Origin of the sequence: Thermococcus chitonophagus, from assembly GCF_002214605.1 — an archaeon.
Taxonomy (GTDB): domain Archaea; phylum Methanobacteriota_B; class Thermococci; order Thermococcales; family Thermococcaceae; genus Pyrococcus; species Pyrococcus chitonophagus.
The window spans coordinates 1,432,039-1,449,364 of sequence record NZ_CP015193.1; the positions used below are offsets into that span (position 1 = coordinate 1,432,039).

Genomic DNA, 17,326 nt, shown 5'->3' on the forward strand with positions numbered 1-17,326 from the left:
ATGCTGGGCGTAGCGCTCTCCCTCCTTATATCCCCCCTATTCGACGGCATAGCGAGGAAGATAAAGGCAAGGGTCCAGTTTAGGGTTGGCCCTCCAATACTCCAGACGTACTACGATATAGCTAAGTTGCTCTCCCTCCAGCCCAGGATACCAACGAAGAATAAGCTCTTCGTAATTGCCCCATACTTAGCCTTAGCTTCTGCCTTGGCTTCAGTGAGCATTCTGCCCTTCGGCAAGTTCTGGGTAAGCTTCAGCTGGGACGTAGTAGCTTTTATCTACGTCCTCGCGATGGTCAGCGTGTTCTTCATGCTTGGGGCGTTCTCAGTTAGGAGCGCCTTCTCCCATATAGGGGCCCACAGGGAGATGATGCTTGTCCTCAGCACGGAACCGATACTCGCGGTAGCCCTCGCCATGCTCTCCGCCAGTGCCGGAAGCCTGAAGATGAGCGAGGTGCTATCGCCTCCACTGAGCCCGCTCTCACTCCTTGGGGTGCTCTTCTTAGTGTACTCAGCGTACGTTGAGGGCTCGTTCGTCCCATTTGACGTTGCCGAGGCCGAAACCGAGATAGCTGGGGGGATATTCGTCGAGTACAGTGGAAAGCTCCTTGGGATCTCGCTTTATGCACTTTTAATTAAGAGGCTCGCTTTAACGTGGCTTTTGGCATCGATCTTAACCTACAGGTTCCTCCTAGGTGTGAGCTGGCCAATTGTGCTTCTTGTCCAGCTCGCGGTTTCTGTGGCAATATACTCGATGTTTGCTCTCGTCGAAGCGACGAGTGCTAGACTTAGGATCGACCAGATAGTCTCGATGAACGTCCGCGTGTTCTTCCTGGCAGTTATCGCATTCATAGTGGGGTGGTTCGCGTGATTGAAGAGTTTGAGGCAGAGTTCAAAGATCACATCCTGGAGAAGAAAACTCCAGCGAGAAATCAAATCCTCTACGTGGTTAAAAAGGAGGCCCTCCCCGAGATGGTTGAGTACTGGCAGTGGCATCCCCAGGCCAGAGAGACTCACTACTCCATGGGCGTTGGAACCGATGAAAGGCAAATAAGCGGTGGTTTTGTCTACATGCCCGTGATAAGCGTCGTTAACCATGAGACGGGCGAGGAGTTCTGGATAATGCTCAAGGCCTATCTCGACCCCGAGAACCCTGAATTCCCCTCTGTGGCATCGAAGGTTCCGGCAGCTTTGTGGGCCGAGAGGGAGGTTCACGATCTCCTAGGTTTAAAGCCCAAAGGACATCCTGATCTGAGGAGGTTAATACTCCCCGAAGACTGGCCCGAGGGGATCTATCCATTAAGAAAGGACATGGACTACTCCTACTCTCCTATGGGAACCCCTAAGTGCGCCTACCGTGAAGGTCCTCCCGACACAAGCTTAGTTCCTATAGGCCCGTACCACATGGCCCTCGATGAGCCGGCCCACTTCAGGCTCTTCGTCAAGGGAGAGGAGATAGTGGATGTTGACTACAGGGGCTTCTACTCCCACAGGGGGATAGAGAAGATAGGAGAAGGCAGGCTAACATACAACCAGATATTCTTCATAGCAGAAAGGATCTGCGGCATATGCGGTTTCCAGCACTCGGTAAGCTATGCCATGACTATAGAGAACCTTGCGGGAGTTGAAGTTCCTGAAAGGGCCCAATACATAAGGGTCATTCTCCTTGAGATAGAGAGGATCCACAGCCACCTCCTGTGGGCTGGTGTTGCGGCACACTTGGCGGGCTTTGACACGGGCTTCATGTACGCGTGGAGGATAAGGGAAAGGGTAATGTGGCTGGCGGAGAGGCTTACCGGAAACAGGAAGACCTACGGAATGAACATCGTTGGTGGTGTGAGGAGGGACATCCTCGAGTACAGAAAGGAGCTGATACTTGAGGCAGTTAAGGAACTGAAGAAGGATGTTGAGAAGTTCTATGAGATAGTAACGAACACGAGAACTCTGCTCAAGAGGGCGGAAGGAGTTGGTATTCTACCGTACAAGGTGGCAAAGGCCTACTCAGTTCTAGGGCCTACGGCGAGGGCCTCTGGAAGGGATATAGACACGAGAAGGGATCACAACGTTCTTGTCTACAATGAACTCGACTGGAAGGTTCCAGTTTATAAGGAGGGCGATGTCCTCGCGAGAATCCTCGTTAGGCTTGATGAGGTTCTAGAGAGCATCTGGATAATCGAGCAGGCCGTGGATCAGCTACCGGGAGGGGAAATCTTCACGCCAGTAGGTAAAATTCCTGAGTATGAAGAAGGCCTTGGATACACCGAGGCCCATCGCGGCGAAGTAGTTCACTACGTCATGACGGGAGAGAAGAACAAGGTCTACAGGTGGAAGGTCAGGGCTCCAACGTACAACAACCTACCTGCCGTCCCGGAGATGCTGAAGGGCTACAGTGTCGCAGATGCCCCGCTGATAATAGCCAGCATAGACCCATGCTACTCATGCACGGAGAGGGTTCAGATAGTAGATGCTGAGACGGGCAAGGTTAGGGTTCTCACGGAGAGCGAGTTTAACGAGCTTTCCATAAAGAAGGGGAGGGAAATGAGTTGATATTCTCTTCTTGGAAGAGGAGGGATCTCAGGCAGGGAGTTCCTGTAACGGTAACTTACCCGTTCACGGACACGGAAAAGCCACCTGAGTACAGAGGAATTCCGCACATAAATCCTGAACTGTGCATAGGTTGCGGTGCCTGCGTTAGGGCCTGCCCTCCCGATGCCCTCAGCATAGAGTGGGACTTTGAAAACGGAAAGAAGAGGATAGTGTTCAATGCAGCAAGGTGCATAAGGTGCCACCGTTGCGTTGAAGTATGCCCAACCGAGGCGATGGAAGAGACTACGAGGTTCGAGATAGCCACGGACAATAAGGAGGACTTGATAGAGGTTGTAGAACATGACCTATACAGATGTCCCCATTGCGGAAGGTACGAGGAGTTCACCGAGAGGCAGATCTACAAAATGCTGCAGATTTTACCCAAGGAGATTTTCGATGAATCCTCTCTTCTCGAGAGGGTTCTGCTATGCAGGGAGTGCAGGATGAGGGAGGAAGTTGAGAGGGTAAGGGGTGGTGGGGATGAGGTATAAGTCCGTATGGGTGTTTCACGTTGACAGCGGTAGCTGTAACGGGTGCGATATAGAGATACTTGACGTTTTGACCCCTTACTATGACGTCGAGAGGTTTGGAATAAAGCTCGTCGGAAGTCCAAGGCATGCTGACGCCTTACTTGTCTCTGGCCCCCTCACTAGGCAGACGTACTATGCAGTCAAAGCGGTGTATGAGGCAATGCCCCCAAAGCCCAGGATAGTGGTCGCCATAGGAACCTGTGCCTCAAGCGGAGGGATATTTTACAACGGCTACCCGATATACAACCCCACTAAGGAGAGGGGAAGGGACAGGCTGAGAACCGGCGGAATTGAAGTTCTCCTGCAGGAATACGGAACGAAACCAGACCTGTACATTCCCGGATGTCCTCCAAGCCCGGAGGAAATACTCTACGGCCTCTCCCTCCTCTTAGGGATCAAGGAGAAGAAGATGAAAGGTGAGAGGTGGACAGCATCCCCACCCGGAAAGGAGGAGGGGGTTCCCTTCAGGCTCCCCGTTAGGCCCGTAAACGAGAGGATATACCTGACATTAAGGGAGGAGCTCAGGAGAGTTATCGGCTACTTCGACAGGAAACTCGTCCTTGAAGAATTTCTGAGGATGGTGAACAAGGCAGAGAAAAGTGAAAATCCGAGGGAAACTCTGCACTCTCTAATTCAGGAGTTCCTGAAAAAGGAGAAGGATTGTAGGATTAGATTCGCGATGCAGTTCTTAGAAAAAGAGTACTGGAGGCTTAGAGATGAGTATGAAAGGAGGCACGTGGGCCTTGTTAAGGTTGAGGTACCTTAGCGACATCTACCTCTCAAAGGTAACCTCTCACTTCGCGGGGGACATGCTGATCATGGAGGAAATCGGTGAGGTAAGCGAGCTAACCGCGAGGAAGATCCTCAAGATGGGCGAAGTTACTCCTGAAACACTCTCGGCTCTAAACCTTAACGAGCTTCCCGAAGAGGACAGGAAAGTCATCGAGAGGGCAATATCAGGAGAGTGGAAGGCTCTAAAGGTGGTCAGGAGGGAGAAAGATGATTGAGAGTGTTGTAAAGCTGATAGTTCCGATATTCTCCCTCGCGATAGTTATGTACCTGATAAGGGCCGTTAAGGGGCCCACAATTCCCGATATAGTTCTCGCAATAGACTGTATAGGCTACGATCTAGCGGCGTTCATGGGGATTCTCTCGCTCTATTTCAAGTCCCCCTACCTTATTTCAGGAGCGATAGTCCTTGCCCTCTGGTCCTACCTCCTCGACATCTACGTCTCCAGGTACCTCCTGAGGGAGGTGAGAGGATGATCCTACTCTACATCGGTGCAGGCCTCATGATCATCGGTGCCCTCTGCGACCTCTTAGCGGGAATAGGTATGCTGAAGTTTAGGAACTTCTACCTAAGGCTGCACGCCGCCACCATAGGCACAGTGGGCGGTGCGGTTGTCCCGCTAATCGGCGTTGCATTGGCAGCCCTAGACATGCCCGGCTTACCAGGAAGGTTCGCCATAGCCGGGGCAAGCTTCATAACTGCCTTGATAATCCTTCTAGTTGCGCCCGCGGGCAGCACAGCACTAGCCTACGCCGCTCACCGCTCAGGAGTCGAGGGAAACTTCTACTTTGATCACCTGAGGGGTGAGGAGAGGTGATGGCTCTGTTAGCGTTCTTCTCCCTCATCGGCCTCATCATGGCGTACCTTGCCGTAACGGAGAGAGATCTCATAAAGGCCGTGGGCTTCTCTGCCCTCCAAGCCATAGCCTATGCTGGGATATTCTACCTTCTGATGGCCCCTGACATAGTTCTGGCCTACGTTGCCATCTCGGTGGGAATATACACGGCTCTCCTGGTCTTCGTGATTATGAAAACCGGAAGGTACGAGGTGAGCTGAAATGAAAAGGCTAATATTTGGAATTATACTCACCCTAACACCATTCGTCGTTGCCTACCTCTACCCCCTCTCGGTCCCGAGCTCCATCCACTCCCTTGGCGAGTTCTACCTTAAGAACAGCCTGACTTCGGTTAGGAGCCCAGAGGTTGTTACTTCGATCTTATGGGACTACCGTGGCCTTGACACGGTGTTCGAGACTGCAGTGTTCTTCTTAGCTATAATGGGAGGCTTGGCAATATTCCGGGAGCTGAAGCTTGAATATTCCTCCTGGGAGGAGTTCCCACTGCCCGTTAAAGTTGTGACCAAGGTTACAGCAGTCCTGATAGTGACGGTTGCAGCTTCCCTCGCACTCCACGGACAGCTCACCCCAGGAGGAGGCTTTCAGGGGGGTTCAACGTTAGCGGTTGCTCCGCTCCTAGTTATCGGGGCTGTCTCACTGGCATCCCTCAAGAGAACTGGGATAACTTTAGAGAGGGCTGTACTGATTAGAATCCTCGGCCTCACGGGGATTGTAATCCTTGCACTTATTCCACTCGCCCTTGGAGGCTACGCGGTTCAAAACCAGCCGTACTTTCCGAGCGAGTTCCTGGGGACGCTCCTTGGAGGATCTCTTCTGTGGTACAACATCTTCGAGTTCTTGGCCGTAGGAGCTGGATTCACGGCGGTGTTCTTGATTCTAGCGGTGGCAGGGGGTGGTAGGGATGATTAACCTCTGGAGCGTGGCGATAGTTTCCCTAGTCCTCACGATGGTCTTGGGCATTTATGGCGTTACCGCGAGGAAAGATCTTGTAAAGAAGCTGATCTCTCTAACGATACTTGGGGATTCAGCAAACGCTTTTGTCGTGGCTTTAGGTTACAGAATCAACGGCAAGCCCCCGATTCTTCCATCCGGGGAATCCGTTGCAACGTTCGCTAAGACCGCCGTTGATCCCCTACCTCAAGCCCTAGTGATAACGGCCGTCGTAATTGGGATGGCAATAAACGTGCTCTTAGCTTTCGCGATAGTCCAGCTGAGGAGGGTTGAGACATGAGGGAGTTGCCCGTGTTCCTTCTAGTCCTGGGGGCCTACCTAATATTCACGGGCTCTGCAAAACCGTACGACTTAGTTACTGGAGCCCTCGTTGCCCTCGTGATATCAGCTCTTACATCCAAATACTTGGTTAAGATGCCAGGAAAGGCCCTGAACCCGTTAAGGTGGCTCTGGGCTCTGATTTACTTCCTGTGGTACATGATTGTTGCCGAGGTTAAAGCCCATGTTGACGTGATAGTCAGGATATTCACCGGAAACGTCAGGCCCGCAATAGTCAAAGTCCCCGTTAATTTGGCCTCCGACTACTCGAAAATGCTCGTTGCGAACTCCATAACAAACACCCCAGGAACGGTCGTCGTTGACGTTGATGATGAGTACCTCTATGTAAACTGGATATACGCAACTACGGACAGACCGGAGGAGGCTAGAGAGAGAATTTCCAAGGAATTTGAGAAGTTCGCCTCGAAGATTTTTGAGTGAGGTGGTGGAAATGAACCCGGTTCCTCTGGCAGTCTTGATCCCAATTGCTTTCGCGTTCACCCTGCCCCTCATTGGAAAGCTGTCAAAAAGCGTTGCTAAGGCGTACGCCGTGCTTGGAACATTCCTTACGATGCTCTTCACGTTTGATATATTCAGATCCTCTGAAGGTGGCCCATTAACATACACCTTCGGAGGGTGGAGGGCCCCCGTAGGGATAGTTTACGAAGTAGACACGATGAGCGCGTTCCTTGCCCTCGTAACATCAACTCTGCTCTTCCTAATAGCCATCTACAGCCTCGAGTACATAAGGAGCGGGGAGGTTTGGTACTTCACCCTGTACCTTGGCCTCGAGGCCGGGCTGATCGGCGTCCTCTATACGGGAGATATGTTCAACCTCTTCGTAATGCTCGAGGTAACGAGCGTCGCTGCCTACGCCCTCGTAATGTTCAATAGAGATCCTCAATCCCTGAGGGCCGGCTTGAAGTACGCCTTCATAGGGGCCATTGGAACAACTCTCTACTTCATCGCAATGGGCCTACTTTATAGAACGTACGGGACGCTGAACATGGCCCAGCTGGCTGAGATAGTCCATTCCTCTGATGTAGTCAACGCTTCCCTTGCCATCCTTCTCTTAGCCACTTGGGCCTTCCTGATAAAGGCGGCAATATTCCCCAATCACTTCTGGCTTCCAGATGCGCATCCAGCAGCCCCAAGTCCAATTTCAGCGGTTCTCTCTGGTTTAGTCGTCAATGTGGGAATTTACTCAATAGGGAGGCTTTACTTCACACTGTACTCAGGCCTTCCCGAGGTCAAATCCCTGGGAACCCTGCTAATTATCCTAGGGGTGATTTCGGCGTTCTTGGGTGCGATCATGATGAACGTCCACTCAGACATCAAGAGGGTCATAGCGTACTCAACGATAATGCACATGGGTTACTTGGCAATGGCCCTCGGGATTGGGAGTAGCTTGGCCTTGGCATCTGCAGTCTTCCACACCTTCAACCATGCCGTTGCGAAAGCCCTGCTATTCCTCTCCGCCGGAATAATGATCCAAATCGGTGGATCTAGGGATCTCAAAGATTTAGGGGGAATTGGGAGGGCAAATCCGTTTGCAATGTTTTCCTTCGCAGTTGCAGCCCTGAGTTTAGCTGGAATACCTCCATTGAACGTGTTTTCGAGTAAAGTAATGTTGTTTACGGCCTTCCTAGATTGGAACCCAGCGCTTGCGGGAGTTCTCGTTGTAACGTCGATAATGAGCCTGGTAGCTTACATCAAGATGATGAGGGTTCTGTGGCTTGGAGGCGGGAAGAAGGAGAGCAGAGGTATGCCGGTAATGACGGGCGTGGTTGTGGCTATTTCAATAGCGGTTGTAGTCTTGGGCCTGGTCGGCCCATGGATATTCAAGAGCGTAGCACTTCCCGCCGTTGCCCAGGGATGGAAGAGCTACGTCGCGGGAGGGCTGGGAGGATGAAGGAGGAGATAGTTAAGAGGATACTCGAGGTTTATGGGGACGACGTCCTCTCAATAGTTTTTTATGGGGGCCACTTGAAGGGACTGATCGATGAGGTAGATGTCTTGGTGATACTAAGGGAGCATGAAGATCCCGTAAAGGTAAACAGGCTTGCGGAGTTTATAACCAAGGTGAAGGATCCAGTGGAGCGCGAGCTTGGCATAAAGCTTGCCTTTGAGCTCTACACGCTGGAGGAGATGGAGAACTTTCACGCTTCCCTCTTAGATATTTTGAAGTGCCACGAGGTTGTTTACGATCCCGAAGGGTACTTCAGGAGGCTCGCCGAGGAGGTGAAGGATCCCTATAAAAACCTGAAAAGGATGAAGTACCTAACAACGATAGAGGTAGTTAGGGGATGATAGGGGCAGTGCTAGCCGGAGGAAGGGCAAAAAGATTTGGGGAGGATAAGCTACTCTTCAAAATCAACGGGAAGCCCTTAGTGCTCCATGCCATAGAGAGGTTAGAGAGTAGCAGGCTGATCGATGAAATTGTGATCGTTGCATCTAAGTTCAACGCCGAGAAGCTCCGAACCCTTGGGTACAGCGTCGTGATTGATGAGCTAATAGTGGGGCCGATAAGTGGCATTTTCACCGCACTATCGTTGGGAGATGCCTTCGTTGTGGGCGGGGATATGCCTTCTTTAATTCCAGAATTCATTGATTACATAATTAAGCAATTCAATAATTCTGGAAAAATTGTGTGCGTTCCCAGGTGGAGCAACGGCTACCTTGAGCCCCTCCATTCAGCTTACGCCCAGGAGTTCCGGGACATCCTGGGAAAGAGGATAAATGATGGGAAGTACAAGCTGTACGATGCGATAACTTCCTCTGATGCATGCTACATCGACATAGAGGCCCTGCCCCAAGAATGGCAGGTTAGCTTTTTCAACGTCAATAAGAAGGAGGATTTAAAGGATCTCACAAAATAATGATATCAGTTTTTCTAATGCTTTTTTAACCTCCTCACTGACCTCCCCAAACATCTCTAGGCTTTTTGGCTGACAGCCAATGAGGATGGCCTTGGCATTTATGTGCCCCTTTATGAACTTCATCAAGATTTTCAGGGGCATCCCGTGGGTTGATATTGTGTCTCCAAGCGTCCCCTCAGGATCAGCTATAATCAATTCCCCGGGCTTTCCATTAAAGTGCACTGCATCAACGAATATTATCAAATCCGGCTTAAACTCAATTATCTTACCCAGGAAGCTCTCCGGAACCGGGCCACAATTTAAGATTAAAATATTTTCGTTACTTACCTTCTCTTTTAGTTTCTCTACGAATACAATTCCAAAAGCATCATCCCCTCTCAACTCATTTCCAATTCCACAGATAACGATTCTCTTGCTTTCTTTGATTAATTTTTCAATATCCATGTATGTTGAATCGAGAACTCAAACTTATATACCTTACCTAATATAAAAGTCTAAAAAGAGGATTAATCAAGTTCTTCAGCCAATGGGGAACCTTCTTCAATCTTGATTCCACTTAACATCTCTTGTAAATCCCTTTCGGGTTCAGTTATCAATCTTAGGTCGAACTCCTTCTTAAGGATCTCGAACACTTTGGGAGTCAAGAATTCTGGGGCTTTTGGTCCAATGTAAATTCCTTTAATCCCGAGATATAGGAGGGAGTATAGTATTGCTATTGCCTTCTGTTCCATCCAGCTGAGAACTATTGTAACGGGAAGTGAATTCACATCAGTTCCAAGTTCATTAGCTAAAGCTATTGCTATCTCAATTATTGAGTACACGTTGTTGCACTGACCAAAGTCTAAGAACCTTGGAATTCCCTCTATTGTTCCATAGTCCCTTTGGTTGTATCTAAACTTACCGCATGCAGCTGATAGAATAATTGCATCCTTAGGAATTATCTCGGTAAGCTTTTCGTAGTAGCTCATCTTTGGATTCGGAACATCACATCCCCCAACAACGAATATATGCCTTATCTTTCCTTCCTGTATTAGCCCTATTAGCTTATCCTTCATTGCGAGGACGTTAGTATGGTGGAATCCGGTGAGGATTTTACTTCCTTCCCTTTTCTCCATCTTGGGAGTTTCTAGTGCCCTCTTAATTGCTGGTTCAAAGTTGTAGTCCTCTATGTGAGGGACTCCTTCAAGGCCTGCTATACCAACTGTGAAAATCCTATCTTGATACGCCTTCGTTGGTTGCTGAACACAGTTGCTTGTCCCAATAATAACCCCAGGAAATTCTGCAAATTCCTTTCTCTGATAAACCCATGATCCACCCCAGTTTCCGTAAAGACTTGAGAATTCTTTTAGTTTTGGATAGGAGTGAGCTGGAAGCATTTCAGAGTGAGTATACACTCTAATCTCGTTTTCAAGCCCCATATCCCTTATCTGCTTAAGGAGCTCGTAAAGGGCTTTGTAACTGTGCCCAGTGACTAGAATACCATGCCCTTCCTCCGTTCCAGTGGGAACTTCAACAGGCCTAGGCAGTCCAAAGGTTTCCGTATAAGCCTTGTCGAGTAACTTCATGGCCTCAAGGTGAACTCTACCATTTTCTAGTATTAACTGAAGAAATCTGTTCTTATCAAAATTGACATTTGTAAGTGTCGAATACAATGCTTCTGCGAGGAAGTGGCCTATCTCAGGATTATCGTATCCCATTTCAAGTGCGTGGTAATAATAGGCTGCTGTTCCCTTTATTCCATACAACAAAGCCTCCTGTAGGGAGTTTAAGTCTGGATCCTTTCCACAGACTCCTCTAACCGTACATCCTCCAATTAAGCTCATCGAACACTGATTGCACAGCATTTTTCCACCTCCTATGACGCGTGTCATATCTTTCAATGTATAAGTGAATCTGCATTCATAAAAAGGTTGCGGTTGTTTAACCTAAAGCACTTTATGACGTGTGTCATATAATGAAATCTGTAGATTTATATAAAAACAAACTTAGGTCAAGAATTAGTCCAATGTTAATATGTAGAAAAGCCGATAGAGGGGATGGTGAAGTGAATGGAAGTAAATAGCAAGGATGTTTTTGAGATAGCAATTAGCACAGAAATAAAGGCAAAGGAAGCTTATGAGAGGCTAGCTCCTATAGTTAAGAGCGATATTATTAAGGATGAATTATTGTTCTTGGCTAGAGAAGAAGAAAAGCACCGAAGAATAGTTGAAAAGATGGCCGAGAAATTCCAAGAAGGGGGAGAGTAGAAAAAGATTAAACTTGAGGTTATAGGGGAATTCACAGTTATAGCTGAGAAGATGAAAGAGGCAATTGAAGAACCTGAGCTTAATATCGACAGAGTTATGAAATTGCTATGGAAGCGGAGCTCGTGAGTAAGAAGTTTTACAAAGAGCTTGCCAAATATGCCGGAACGGAAAATACCAAGTTAATTCTTGAGATGGTGGCCGATATGGAACGTAACCACTACAATATTATCCGCAAGCAGTACGAGTACATAACAAGGTATCCCGACATATATAAGGAAGAATTCTACGACGAGCTCATGAAAGGTATCAACTTCAACTTTTAGGTGATTTTAAATGAATGTCATTGAAGCCTTAGCATTGGCCCTTGAAGTTGACTTACAAAAATAGAGAAAAGTCACTATGAACTCTTAAAAGCTCAATATGATTCCATAATGAGAACTGGGATATGGATGGATTACCAAGACTTTAGTTTGGAAGTCGAGTAGGAGGTGGTTTTGATGTTGGCTGAAAAACCCTTTCTGTTGAGTAGGGAAAAGCCCCTGACAAAGAAGGAAATTGCCCAAGCTTTGCGTTGGGCGATAGAGGCTGAATTAGACGCGATAAGCTTCTATGAGCAACTTGCAGAACTAATAGAGGACGAAAAGATTAGACATGTTTTCTACGATGTAGCAAATGAGGAGAAAGAACACGTTGGAGAGTTCCTGGCTGTTTTACTGGAAGTTGATCCAGAGCTTGCAGAATACATAAAGAAGGGCTTTAAGGAGGTTGAGGAAGAAACTGGAATAAGAGCCAAACTTTAATTTCCATTTATCCTTCAGCTAGCAATAGGCCAAGTTCATTATACACCTTTACTTTCTTGAAGCCTGCGTCCTTCAGTGCAGTGATGCAACCTGCAACTATCTTTCTTTGAACCTGGAGTGCTATCATTCTACAGAAATGACAATGAGGAGTTGAGCTAGCCATTAAAAGGAACACATCCACACTTTCATTTCTAACTGTCACTCCATATAGAAGACCCTCATGGACAATATTAATTCCAGTTTCTGGATCTTCAACTTTCTTAAGAATGTCAACTACCTTTTTAACGTCCTCTGGTAGCTTTTTTGATTGTTTGTTGGGCTTACGCCTTCTAAAGATTTTGAAAGTAAACATAAACACACCTGATAAATATTCACTGCTTTATCCTTAAAAGTTCTCAACTTACCAAAAAGGCATAGCTATGAACTCCGATGTTTGCGAAAGCCCCCCCATAAAAAGTGTCCCACAGAGGGGCTCGTATTTAACGCGGACTTGTTGGAGCCTCCAACATCTTAAGAAATGTGGTGAGGAGAATAACTGGGGGAAGACCTTCCCAGAGGGGCTGACCAGTGAAAAGTTCTCAAACTTCCCCATGAACTCCCACCAAAAGGAGGAGGTCAGATTGTAATCGTCTGGTTAGCCTTATCAGCGTATATTAAAAATCGTATATTAAAAATAGAGAAGAGGCTACTACTCAAAAACAACGAACATATCCTTTGGAGCTCCGCATATTGGGCACTTATCTGGAGCTTCGTCGATGGCAGTATACCCACATACCGGACAGATATAAACCTTCTTTATTTCAATGTCCTTTCCATCTTTAACGGCTTCCTTAGCCTTCTTATATAACTCCGCATGTATTTTTTCTGCTTCTAATGCAAAATTAGTACTTCTCACAGCCTCTTGCTCATTTTGAAATTCAGCTGCATTCTTAAATACTGGATACATCTCTTCAACTTCATAGGTTTCTCCGTCTATTCCGGCTTGGAGATTTTCCTCAGTTTTGCCAACTTTTCCTAGTGCTTTTAAATGATTCTTAGCATGGACAAACTCAGCGTATGCTATGGCCTTAAACAGCTTTGCTATATTTTTAAATCCTTCTTTCTCTGCCTCTTCAGCAAATATTAGGTACTTCATGTGGGCCATGCTCTCCCCAGCAAAGGCGTCCTCTAAAAACTTCTTTGTCATCTTTCTTTGCACCACCATATTTCCTCCCTCCCAATTAGCATTAGTGTTTTTGCAGATATCATATATAACGATTTTCCAAACTAAAGGTTTCATAATGGTAATTTACTAGTTTATTTTTAGCCCATTTCTAATCATTTTTTCGAACTTCCCCACTTTTCTAATATCTAACAATGACAGGGCCCCTACGATGATGAGGATAAATGGTTCGCGTTGCCCAGGAACTTTCGGTGAATATTTTTATTCTTCTCCCAAACTTTTCCGTGATGAGGGAGGTAATAAGGTGCAGAGGACACCCAAACGTAAAGGCAACCCACCGCTCCACCCTTGAGATAACGAAGGAGAACTACCTAACACCGAGGGGAGACTGCATAATATGCGTTTCAGCCGATAAGGCGCTGGCAGACCTTGGCCCTAAGATAAAGGAGGCAATAAGACAGGGAAAGAAAATCAAGATAAGAATAATTGTTGGTGAGCTGATAGATGAGGTTATAGCCCAAGGAGATCCAAGGCTAACTCTTGAAAGCGAAGTTTCAATGGTAATTAGAAAGAGCAACTACGTAGACAGAAGGACGCTCGCGATAAAGGCGAATAAGGCTGCAAAGGACATAGATAGGAGGCTCATTGAGAAGCTAAAGAACCCAAACACCGAGGCAGTGATTGAGATTATCATCGAAGAGGAAGGTATATAAATGATAATTTGAATTATGATAATCATGATTATCAAATTTGTCGATAGGGAGGAAGAGCTGAAGGCCTTAAGGGAGAGGCTAAAGAGCGAGAAGTTTGAGCTCATAATAATTTACGGGCGGAGAAGGGTTGGCAAGACAAGACTTATCATCGAGGCTATAAGAGATACACCTCACCTTTATTACTTAGCAACCGAAGGCGACAATCTGAGGTACTTCAAGGCAATAGCAGAGAGAGCATTTCCCCACATTAAGTACATCAAGGAAGACTGGGAAGCGCTTCTTCATGCCCTTAAAGACAAGGTTATAGTGATAGATGAATTTCCAAACCTAATAAAGGAAAACCCAGGAATAATCTCGACATTCCAGAGGGCGATTGATATGGAGCTTCAAAATTCTAAGACGAAGCTGATCCTTCTAGGCTCATCAGTGAGCATGATCAAAGAGAAAGTGCTGAGCTATAAAAGTCCCCTCTACGGGAGAAGAACTGCGTCGCTGAGGCTAAGACCTCTAAGCTTTTTCTCCCTTCGAGACTTCTTCCCAGAAGCAGACACTAGAGAGCTCGTTGAAGTGTACGGACTAACCGATGGAATTCCATACTATATAGCCCAGGTCAAACTGCCTTTCTGGGAATGGCTCGACGAGGAGATAAAAAGCCCCCTAACCTTTTTCAGGGACGAAGTTGATTTCCTCCTTAAATACGAGTTCTCGGAACCAACAAAGTACAGGAGGATCTTGGAGGCAATAGCCTTTGGAAAAACAACTCTCAAAGAGATAAAAGACTTTTCCGGTCTGAAACATTCTGATATAACCCCGTATTTAAGGAATCTCATCGAGACGGACCTCGTTAAGAGAGAAGTTCCGATAACGGAAAGACCGACATCAAAGAAGGGCCGGTACTCTCTAGCTGACAACTTCCTCGCGTTCTGGTTCAGGTTCATAGGGCCGAACCTCTCGAGAATAGAGGAAGGCACCTTCAGCGCTGAGGAAATCAAGGAGAGCTATGATGATTACTTAGGCCAAGTTTTTGAGAAAGTAGCGAGACAGTTCCTCCTAAGAATAAATAAGCAGGAGAAGCCACCCTTTAAATTCACGAGAATTGGGAAGTGGTGGCATAAGGGGGAAGAGATAGACCTAATAGCTCTAAACGATAAGGAGAAGAAAGCTCTATTTGTAGAGGTTAAGTGGAAGGATCTAAACTTGAGAGAGGCTAAGGGCATAATTAAGGATCTCAAGAGGAAAAGCGAGCTTACGGGAATTAAATATGAAAAACACTACGGAATCATCGCGAGGAAAATTAAAGGAAAAGAAAGGCTTGAGCTTGCCTGGGATCTTGAGGATTTTTAAATCGCTCTCATTAGGAAGTTATTGATGATGAGTAGTTGGAAGGCTGAAGTGTGATGAGGGACGCCCAGGCTGACCGCGCTTATCTCCTTTTTATAATTCCAAAAATCACTGCTACCGTCACAAGCCCAACTCCTATTATCAAGAATTCCATCGGGAACGAGCCCGAAGTCGACTCTCTATGCGTGGTCTTTAGGGGTGAATGTACCGAAGAGGTTTCCTGTCTAGTTTCTACCTCAGTCTCAGTTTCCGTCTTAGCCTGCTCAACTTCCACTTTTGGAGGCGTTTGAGATAGGAGCACGAGGGAGTGCTCGGTTCCTATTGCAATAACCTTCATGTCCGGAGAAATGTAAAAGATCTTGGGGGTGGGATCTACCTCAAGGATAGGGCTGATATAGCCGCCATCTACATCCACGGCGAGGAGATGGTTCCCAGTGGATACAATCAGAGTTCCATTCAGCCACTGAACGTGCCCTACAGATGAGTTAAAGGAGAGTTGCTTAACTTCATTAGTTCCATTGAAAACGTAAACGACATTCCCCGATACAATCGCCAGCAACCCCTTATAGTTGGATACAAGCTTCTGAATCCCTCTCCCAGGCTCAACCTTTGACTCAGCAATGAGCTTGTCCGGGATCTCATAGAAATAAAGGTCTCCGTATGAGGGCGAAGCTACTACGAACGCCGTAGAGTTAAGCCACTCCCCAATTGCCCCTCCGGAGAATCTTCCAACGTTTATCGTTCTGTTGCCCTTAATGTGGCAAAGATACACCTTGCCGTCACTTTCTTTTATAACTAGGGAATAATCTCCATTGGGGCTTGGAACGAGTTTTCCTCCGTATACAGGGGTTGGAACCCTTGCTATCGTGCTTCCTTCCAAGTTCTCAACTGTGAGCTTACTTCCGTTCAAGTACAGAAGCACTCCCTTACTCAATAAGGCGACCTTGCTTCCCGATCCCTCATAGGTTATCATCCCCGTAGCTACATTTACGATATACATTTTCTCCTCTCTGGTGGGGAAGAACGAGAAGAATGACACCGCAACTTCCCCATTCCATCCGGCAAGGTACTTTAGCTTTGAAGTCCCTAACGACCACTCAGTTTTCCCTCTCCTAACGTCAATAACGGTAACTCCCTCTCCAATGATCCCAACTTTTCCTTCCTTGAGCTCAATAAATCTCGTAGGGGACGGTACAGAGTAGGCCTTCCACACCGTTGATGATCCCTTTATGCAGTAAATGTACTCTCCTCCTATCGCCAAGATGCAGTCTCCCAGGGCTAGCAAGTCCCCTCCCTTATAGGCTATCCGCTTCTTAGACATCACGGCACCAGCAGGGGACAGCTCCATGAGGTAGCCCCAATAATTGAGCACCCACAGTTTTCCATTTCTCCAATCAAAACCCCTCACGAACCCAAGATTTTTCACAATGCCTCTCTCCCTCGTCAAGTTCCATATAAAGATGAACCTCTCCGAAATGCCCGCAATGAAGTTATCATCGTCGCTCCACTTTATCTCTGTTAGGACTATTCCCGGATCCGTCTCCCTAATTATCTTCCCCGAGGCATCAAAAACCGTTAGGAGACCATTATGAGATACGGCAAGGTAGCCATTCTTATTTCCCCAAGCAAGGCCTCCAATCCTCGTCATGTTGGCTTCCCATATAACATTCCCATCTTTGAGGTTGAGGGCAACGATCTTGTCCTCGCACGCTACCACGATGATTTCACCATTCGAAGACAAATTCCTCAGGGGGCAGAGTGTAGCTTGCCACATTTCCCTTCTCGATGTGAGCTCAATCGCCTGCACCCTCCCGTTTCTATATCCCACCACCAATGTTTCTCCGATGAGGCTTATCCTTTCAACGTTTTCCGTAGACATTCTCCAGGCAATCTTTCCATCCTTTATTATGAGGATAAGATCTGTGGATCTATTATTGACCGTGAGGACCTCGATAAGTAGTGCAATAGTGTCATCTGAGGCTGAAGCATCCTTTATGTTTCCCACGATCTCGCTGGGAGATACTATCTTAGATATGTAATATTGTTGCCCAGCACGTGTTTGTGGTATTATCAAAAGCAGAACTAAAATTATACCAATAGCATACTCTACCCTCATTTATGCCACCAAGTTGAGTAAGAGATAACTGGTATAAATATT

The 17,326-nt window shown here is 47.1% G+C and carries 22 protein-coding genes and 2 pseudogenes; 19 read left to right on the plus strand and 5 right to left on the minus strand.

Translation table 11 applies throughout. The annotated features are described in order from the left end of the window. From A3L04_RS08080 to mobA, 14 genes are read left to right on the plus strand one after another with little or no spacing between them, the layout of a single operon-like run. A complete protein-coding gene (locus tag A3L04_RS08080) occupies positions 1–867 on the plus strand; it encodes a respiratory chain complex I subunit 1 family protein (RefSeq protein ID WP_068577038.1) in 867 nt (288 codons plus the stop codon). After that, the gene (locus A3L04_RS08085) at positions 864–2,543 is read left to right on the plus strand and encodes a hydrogenase large subunit (protein WP_084448863.1); all 1,680 of its coding nucleotides are present in this window, start codon (positions 864–866) and stop codon (positions 2,541–2,543) included. Before A3L04_RS08080 ends, A3L04_RS08085 begins: the two co-directional genes overlap by 4 nt. After that, the gene (locus tag A3L04_RS08090) at positions 2,540–3,073 is read left to right on the plus strand and encodes an NADH-quinone oxidoreductase subunit I (protein ID WP_068577041.1); all 534 of its coding nucleotides are present in this window, start codon (positions 2,540–2,542) and stop codon (positions 3,071–3,073) included. Before A3L04_RS08085 ends, A3L04_RS08090 begins: the two co-directional genes overlap by 4 nt. Beyond that, positions 3,063–3,878: an NADH-quinone oxidoreductase subunit B family protein gene (locus A3L04_RS08095; protein WP_068577043.1), complete on the plus strand. Its 816-nt coding sequence runs from the start codon at positions 3,063–3,065 to the stop codon at positions 3,876–3,878. The genes A3L04_RS08090 and A3L04_RS08095 overlap by 11 nt, the downstream gene beginning before the upstream one ends. Beyond that, positions 3,829–4,119, plus strand: coding sequence for a hypothetical protein (locus A3L04_RS08100; protein ID WP_157092407.1), 291 nt, complete (start codon positions 3,829–3,831; stop codon positions 4,117–4,119). The genes A3L04_RS08095 and A3L04_RS08100 overlap by 50 nt, the downstream gene beginning before the upstream one ends. After that, on the plus strand, positions 4,112–4,378 hold the full coding sequence (locus tag A3L04_RS08105; protein WP_068577046.1) for a monovalent cation/H+ antiporter complex subunit F: 267 nt from the start codon (positions 4,112–4,114) through the stop codon (positions 4,376–4,378). Before A3L04_RS08100 ends, A3L04_RS08105 begins: the two co-directional genes overlap by 8 nt. Further along, positions 4,375–4,719 carry a monovalent cation/H(+) antiporter subunit G gene (gene mnhG / locus A3L04_RS08110; RefSeq protein WP_068577048.1) on the plus strand — a complete coding sequence of 115 codons (345 nt, stop codon included), beginning with the start codon at positions 4,375–4,377 and terminating at the stop codon, positions 4,717–4,719. The genes A3L04_RS08105 and mnhG overlap by 4 nt, the downstream gene beginning before the upstream one ends. Beyond that, positions 4,719–4,958, plus strand: coding sequence for a hydrogenase subunit MbhD domain-containing protein (locus A3L04_RS08115; protein WP_068577050.1), 240 nt, complete (start codon positions 4,719–4,721; stop codon positions 4,956–4,958). The genes mnhG and A3L04_RS08115 overlap by 1 nt, the downstream gene beginning before the upstream one ends. Before the next feature lies 1 nt (position 4,959). Further along, the gene (locus A3L04_RS08120; protein ID WP_068577052.1) at positions 4,960–5,667 is read left to right on the plus strand and encodes an MnhB domain-containing protein; all 708 of its coding nucleotides are present in this window, start codon (positions 4,960–4,962) and stop codon (positions 5,665–5,667) included. Further along, complete coding sequence (locus A3L04_RS08125; RefSeq protein ID WP_068577053.1) at positions 5,660–5,989, plus strand: sodium:proton antiporter; 330 nt, start codon at positions 5,660–5,662, stop codon at positions 5,987–5,989. The genes A3L04_RS08120 and A3L04_RS08125 overlap by 8 nt, the downstream gene beginning before the upstream one ends. Next, entirely contained in the window at positions 5,986–6,468 is a 483-nt protein-coding gene (locus A3L04_RS08130) for a Na+/H+ antiporter subunit E (RefSeq protein ID WP_068577055.1), read from the plus strand. The genes A3L04_RS08125 and A3L04_RS08130 overlap by 4 nt, the downstream gene beginning before the upstream one ends. 10 nt (positions 6,469–6,478) lie before the next feature. Next, on the plus strand, positions 6,479–7,939 hold the full coding sequence (locus A3L04_RS08135) for a proton-conducting transporter transmembrane domain-containing protein (protein ID WP_068577056.1): 1,461 nt from the start codon (positions 6,479–6,481) through the stop codon (positions 7,937–7,939). Then, positions 7,936–8,337: a nucleotidyltransferase gene (locus tag A3L04_RS08140; RefSeq protein ID WP_084448865.1), complete on the plus strand. Its 402-nt coding sequence runs from the start codon at positions 7,936–7,938 to the stop codon at positions 8,335–8,337. Before A3L04_RS08135 ends, A3L04_RS08140 begins: the two co-directional genes overlap by 4 nt. After that, positions 8,334–8,906, plus strand: a complete 573-nt coding sequence (gene mobA, locus A3L04_RS08145; protein WP_068577060.1) for a molybdenum cofactor guanylyltransferase MobA — start codon at positions 8,334–8,336, stop codon at positions 8,904–8,906. The genes A3L04_RS08140 and mobA overlap by 4 nt, the downstream gene beginning before the upstream one ends. Here mobA and hycI read toward each other — a convergent pair. Further along, a complete protein-coding gene (hycI, locus tag A3L04_RS08150; protein ID WP_068577061.1) occupies positions 8,886–9,350 on the minus strand; it encodes a hydrogenase maturation peptidase HycI in 465 nt (154 codons plus the stop codon). The two genes, mobA and hycI, sit on opposite strands and share 21 nt — an antisense overlap. Before the next feature lie 62 nt (positions 9,351–9,412). Then, positions 9,413–10,750, minus strand: coding sequence for a hydroxylamine reductase (hcp, locus tag A3L04_RS08155; protein WP_068577063.1), 1,338 nt, complete (start codon positions 10,748–10,750; stop codon positions 9,413–9,415). Positions 10,751–10,954: 204 nt separating this feature from the next. Here hcp and A3L04_RS08160 point away from each other — a divergent pair. From A3L04_RS08160 to A3L04_RS08170, 3 genes and pseudogenes are all read left to right on the plus strand, one after another. Continuing rightward, a pseudogene (locus A3L04_RS08160) lies at positions 10,955–11,475 on the plus strand (ferritin-like domain-containing protein). Positions 11,476–11,526: 51 nt separating this feature from the next. Continuing rightward, positions 11,527–11,637 (plus strand): annotated as a pseudogene (locus A3L04_RS11300) (rubrerythrin); the annotation flags it as partial. 12 nt (positions 11,638–11,649) lie between these two features. After that, positions 11,650–11,952: a ferritin family protein gene (locus A3L04_RS08170; RefSeq protein WP_068577066.1), complete on the plus strand. Its 303-nt coding sequence runs from the start codon at positions 11,650–11,652 to the stop codon at positions 11,950–11,952. 7 nt (positions 11,953–11,959) lie between these two features. Here A3L04_RS08170 and A3L04_RS08175 read toward each other — a convergent pair whose 3' ends face one another. Both A3L04_RS08175 and A3L04_RS08185 read right to left on the minus strand, forming a co-directional pair. Continuing rightward, the gene (locus A3L04_RS08175; protein WP_068577068.1) at positions 11,960–12,304 is read right to left on the minus strand and encodes an iron-sulfur cluster assembly protein; all 345 of its coding nucleotides are present in this window, start codon (positions 12,302–12,304) and stop codon (positions 11,960–11,962) included. 336 nt (positions 12,305–12,640) lie between these two features. Next, positions 12,641–13,156 carry a rubrerythrin family protein gene (locus tag A3L04_RS08185; protein WP_068577072.1) on the minus strand — a complete coding sequence of 172 codons (516 nt, stop codon included), beginning with the start codon at positions 13,154–13,156 and terminating at the stop codon, positions 12,641–12,643. Positions 13,157–13,398: 242 nt separating this feature from the next. Here A3L04_RS08185 and A3L04_RS08190 point away from each other — a divergent pair, with 242 nt between their 5' ends. Both A3L04_RS08190 and A3L04_RS08195 read left to right on the plus strand, forming a co-directional pair. Continuing rightward, a complete protein-coding gene (locus A3L04_RS08190) occupies positions 13,399–13,827 on the plus strand; it encodes a DUF371 domain-containing protein (protein ID WP_068579496.1) in 429 nt (142 codons plus the stop codon). A 27-nt stretch (positions 13,828–13,854) separates the two neighbouring features. After that, positions 13,855–15,171 (plus strand): ATP-binding protein, encoded by a 1,317-nt coding sequence (locus tag A3L04_RS08195; protein ID WP_088859142.1) that lies wholly within the window; start codon positions 13,855–13,857, stop codon positions 15,169–15,171. A 79-nt stretch (positions 15,172–15,250) separates the two neighbouring features. On the opposite strand, the gene A3L04_RS08200 is transcribed toward A3L04_RS08195, so the two are convergent. Then, a complete protein-coding gene (locus A3L04_RS08200; RefSeq protein WP_068577074.1) occupies positions 15,251–17,284 on the minus strand; it encodes an outer membrane protein assembly factor BamB family protein in 2,034 nt (677 codons plus the stop codon). Positions 17,285–17,326 lie beyond the last annotated feature (42 nt).

Coding starts and splice junctions, on each gene's coding strand:
- A3L04_RS08080 (WP_068577038.1), top strand. CDS start 1: ATGCTGGGCGTAGCGCTCTCCCTCCTTATATCCCCCCTATTCGACGGC.
- A3L04_RS08095 (WP_068577043.1), top strand. CDS start 3,063: ATGAGGTATAAGTCCGTATGGGTGTTTCACGTTGACAGCGGTAGCTGT.
- A3L04_RS08100 (WP_157092407.1), top strand. CDS start 3,829: ATGAGTATGAAAGGAGGCACGTGGGCCTTGTTAAGGTTGAGGTACCTT.
- A3L04_RS08105 (WP_068577046.1), top strand. CDS start 4,112: ATGATTGAGAGTGTTGTAAAGCTGATAGTTCCGATATTCTCCCTCGCG.
- mnhG (WP_068577048.1), top strand. CDS start 4,375: ATGATCCTACTCTACATCGGTGCAGGCCTCATGATCATCGGTGCCCTC.
- A3L04_RS08115 (WP_068577050.1), top strand. CDS start 4,719: ATGGCTCTGTTAGCGTTCTTCTCCCTCATCGGCCTCATCATGGCGTAC.
- A3L04_RS08120 (WP_068577052.1), top strand. CDS start 4,960: ATGAAAAGGCTAATATTTGGAATTATACTCACCCTAACACCATTCGTC.
- A3L04_RS08125 (WP_068577053.1), top strand. CDS start 5,660: ATGATTAACCTCTGGAGCGTGGCGATAGTTTCCCTAGTCCTCACGATG.
- A3L04_RS08130 (WP_068577055.1), top strand. CDS start 5,986: ATGAGGGAGTTGCCCGTGTTCCTTCTAGTCCTGGGGGCCTACCTAATA.
- A3L04_RS08135 (WP_068577056.1), top strand. CDS start 6,479: ATGAACCCGGTTCCTCTGGCAGTCTTGATCCCAATTGCTTTCGCGTTC.
- A3L04_RS08140 (WP_084448865.1), top strand. CDS start 7,936: ATGAAGGAGGAGATAGTTAAGAGGATACTCGAGGTTTATGGGGACGAC.
- mobA (WP_068577060.1), top strand. CDS start 8,334: ATGATAGGGGCAGTGCTAGCCGGAGGAAGGGCAAAAAGATTTGGGGAG.
- hycI (WP_068577061.1), bottom strand. CDS start 9,350: ATGGATATTGAAAAATTAATCAAAGAAAGCAAGAGAATCGTTATCTGT.
- hcp (WP_068577063.1), bottom strand. CDS start 10,750: ATGCTGTGCAATCAGTGTTCGATGAGCTTAATTGGAGGATGTACGGTT.
- A3L04_RS08170 (WP_068577066.1), top strand. CDS start 11,650: ATGTTGGCTGAAAAACCCTTTCTGTTGAGTAGGGAAAAGCCCCTGACA.
- A3L04_RS08175 (WP_068577068.1), bottom strand. CDS start 12,304: ATGTTTACTTTCAAAATCTTTAGAAGGCGTAAGCCCAACAAACAATCA.
- A3L04_RS08185 (WP_068577072.1), bottom strand. CDS start 13,156: ATGGTGGTGCAAAGAAAGATGACAAAGAAGTTTTTAGAGGACGCCTTT.
- A3L04_RS08200 (WP_068577074.1), bottom strand. CDS start 17,284: ATGAGGGTAGAGTATGCTATTGGTATAATTTTAGTTCTGCTTTTGATA.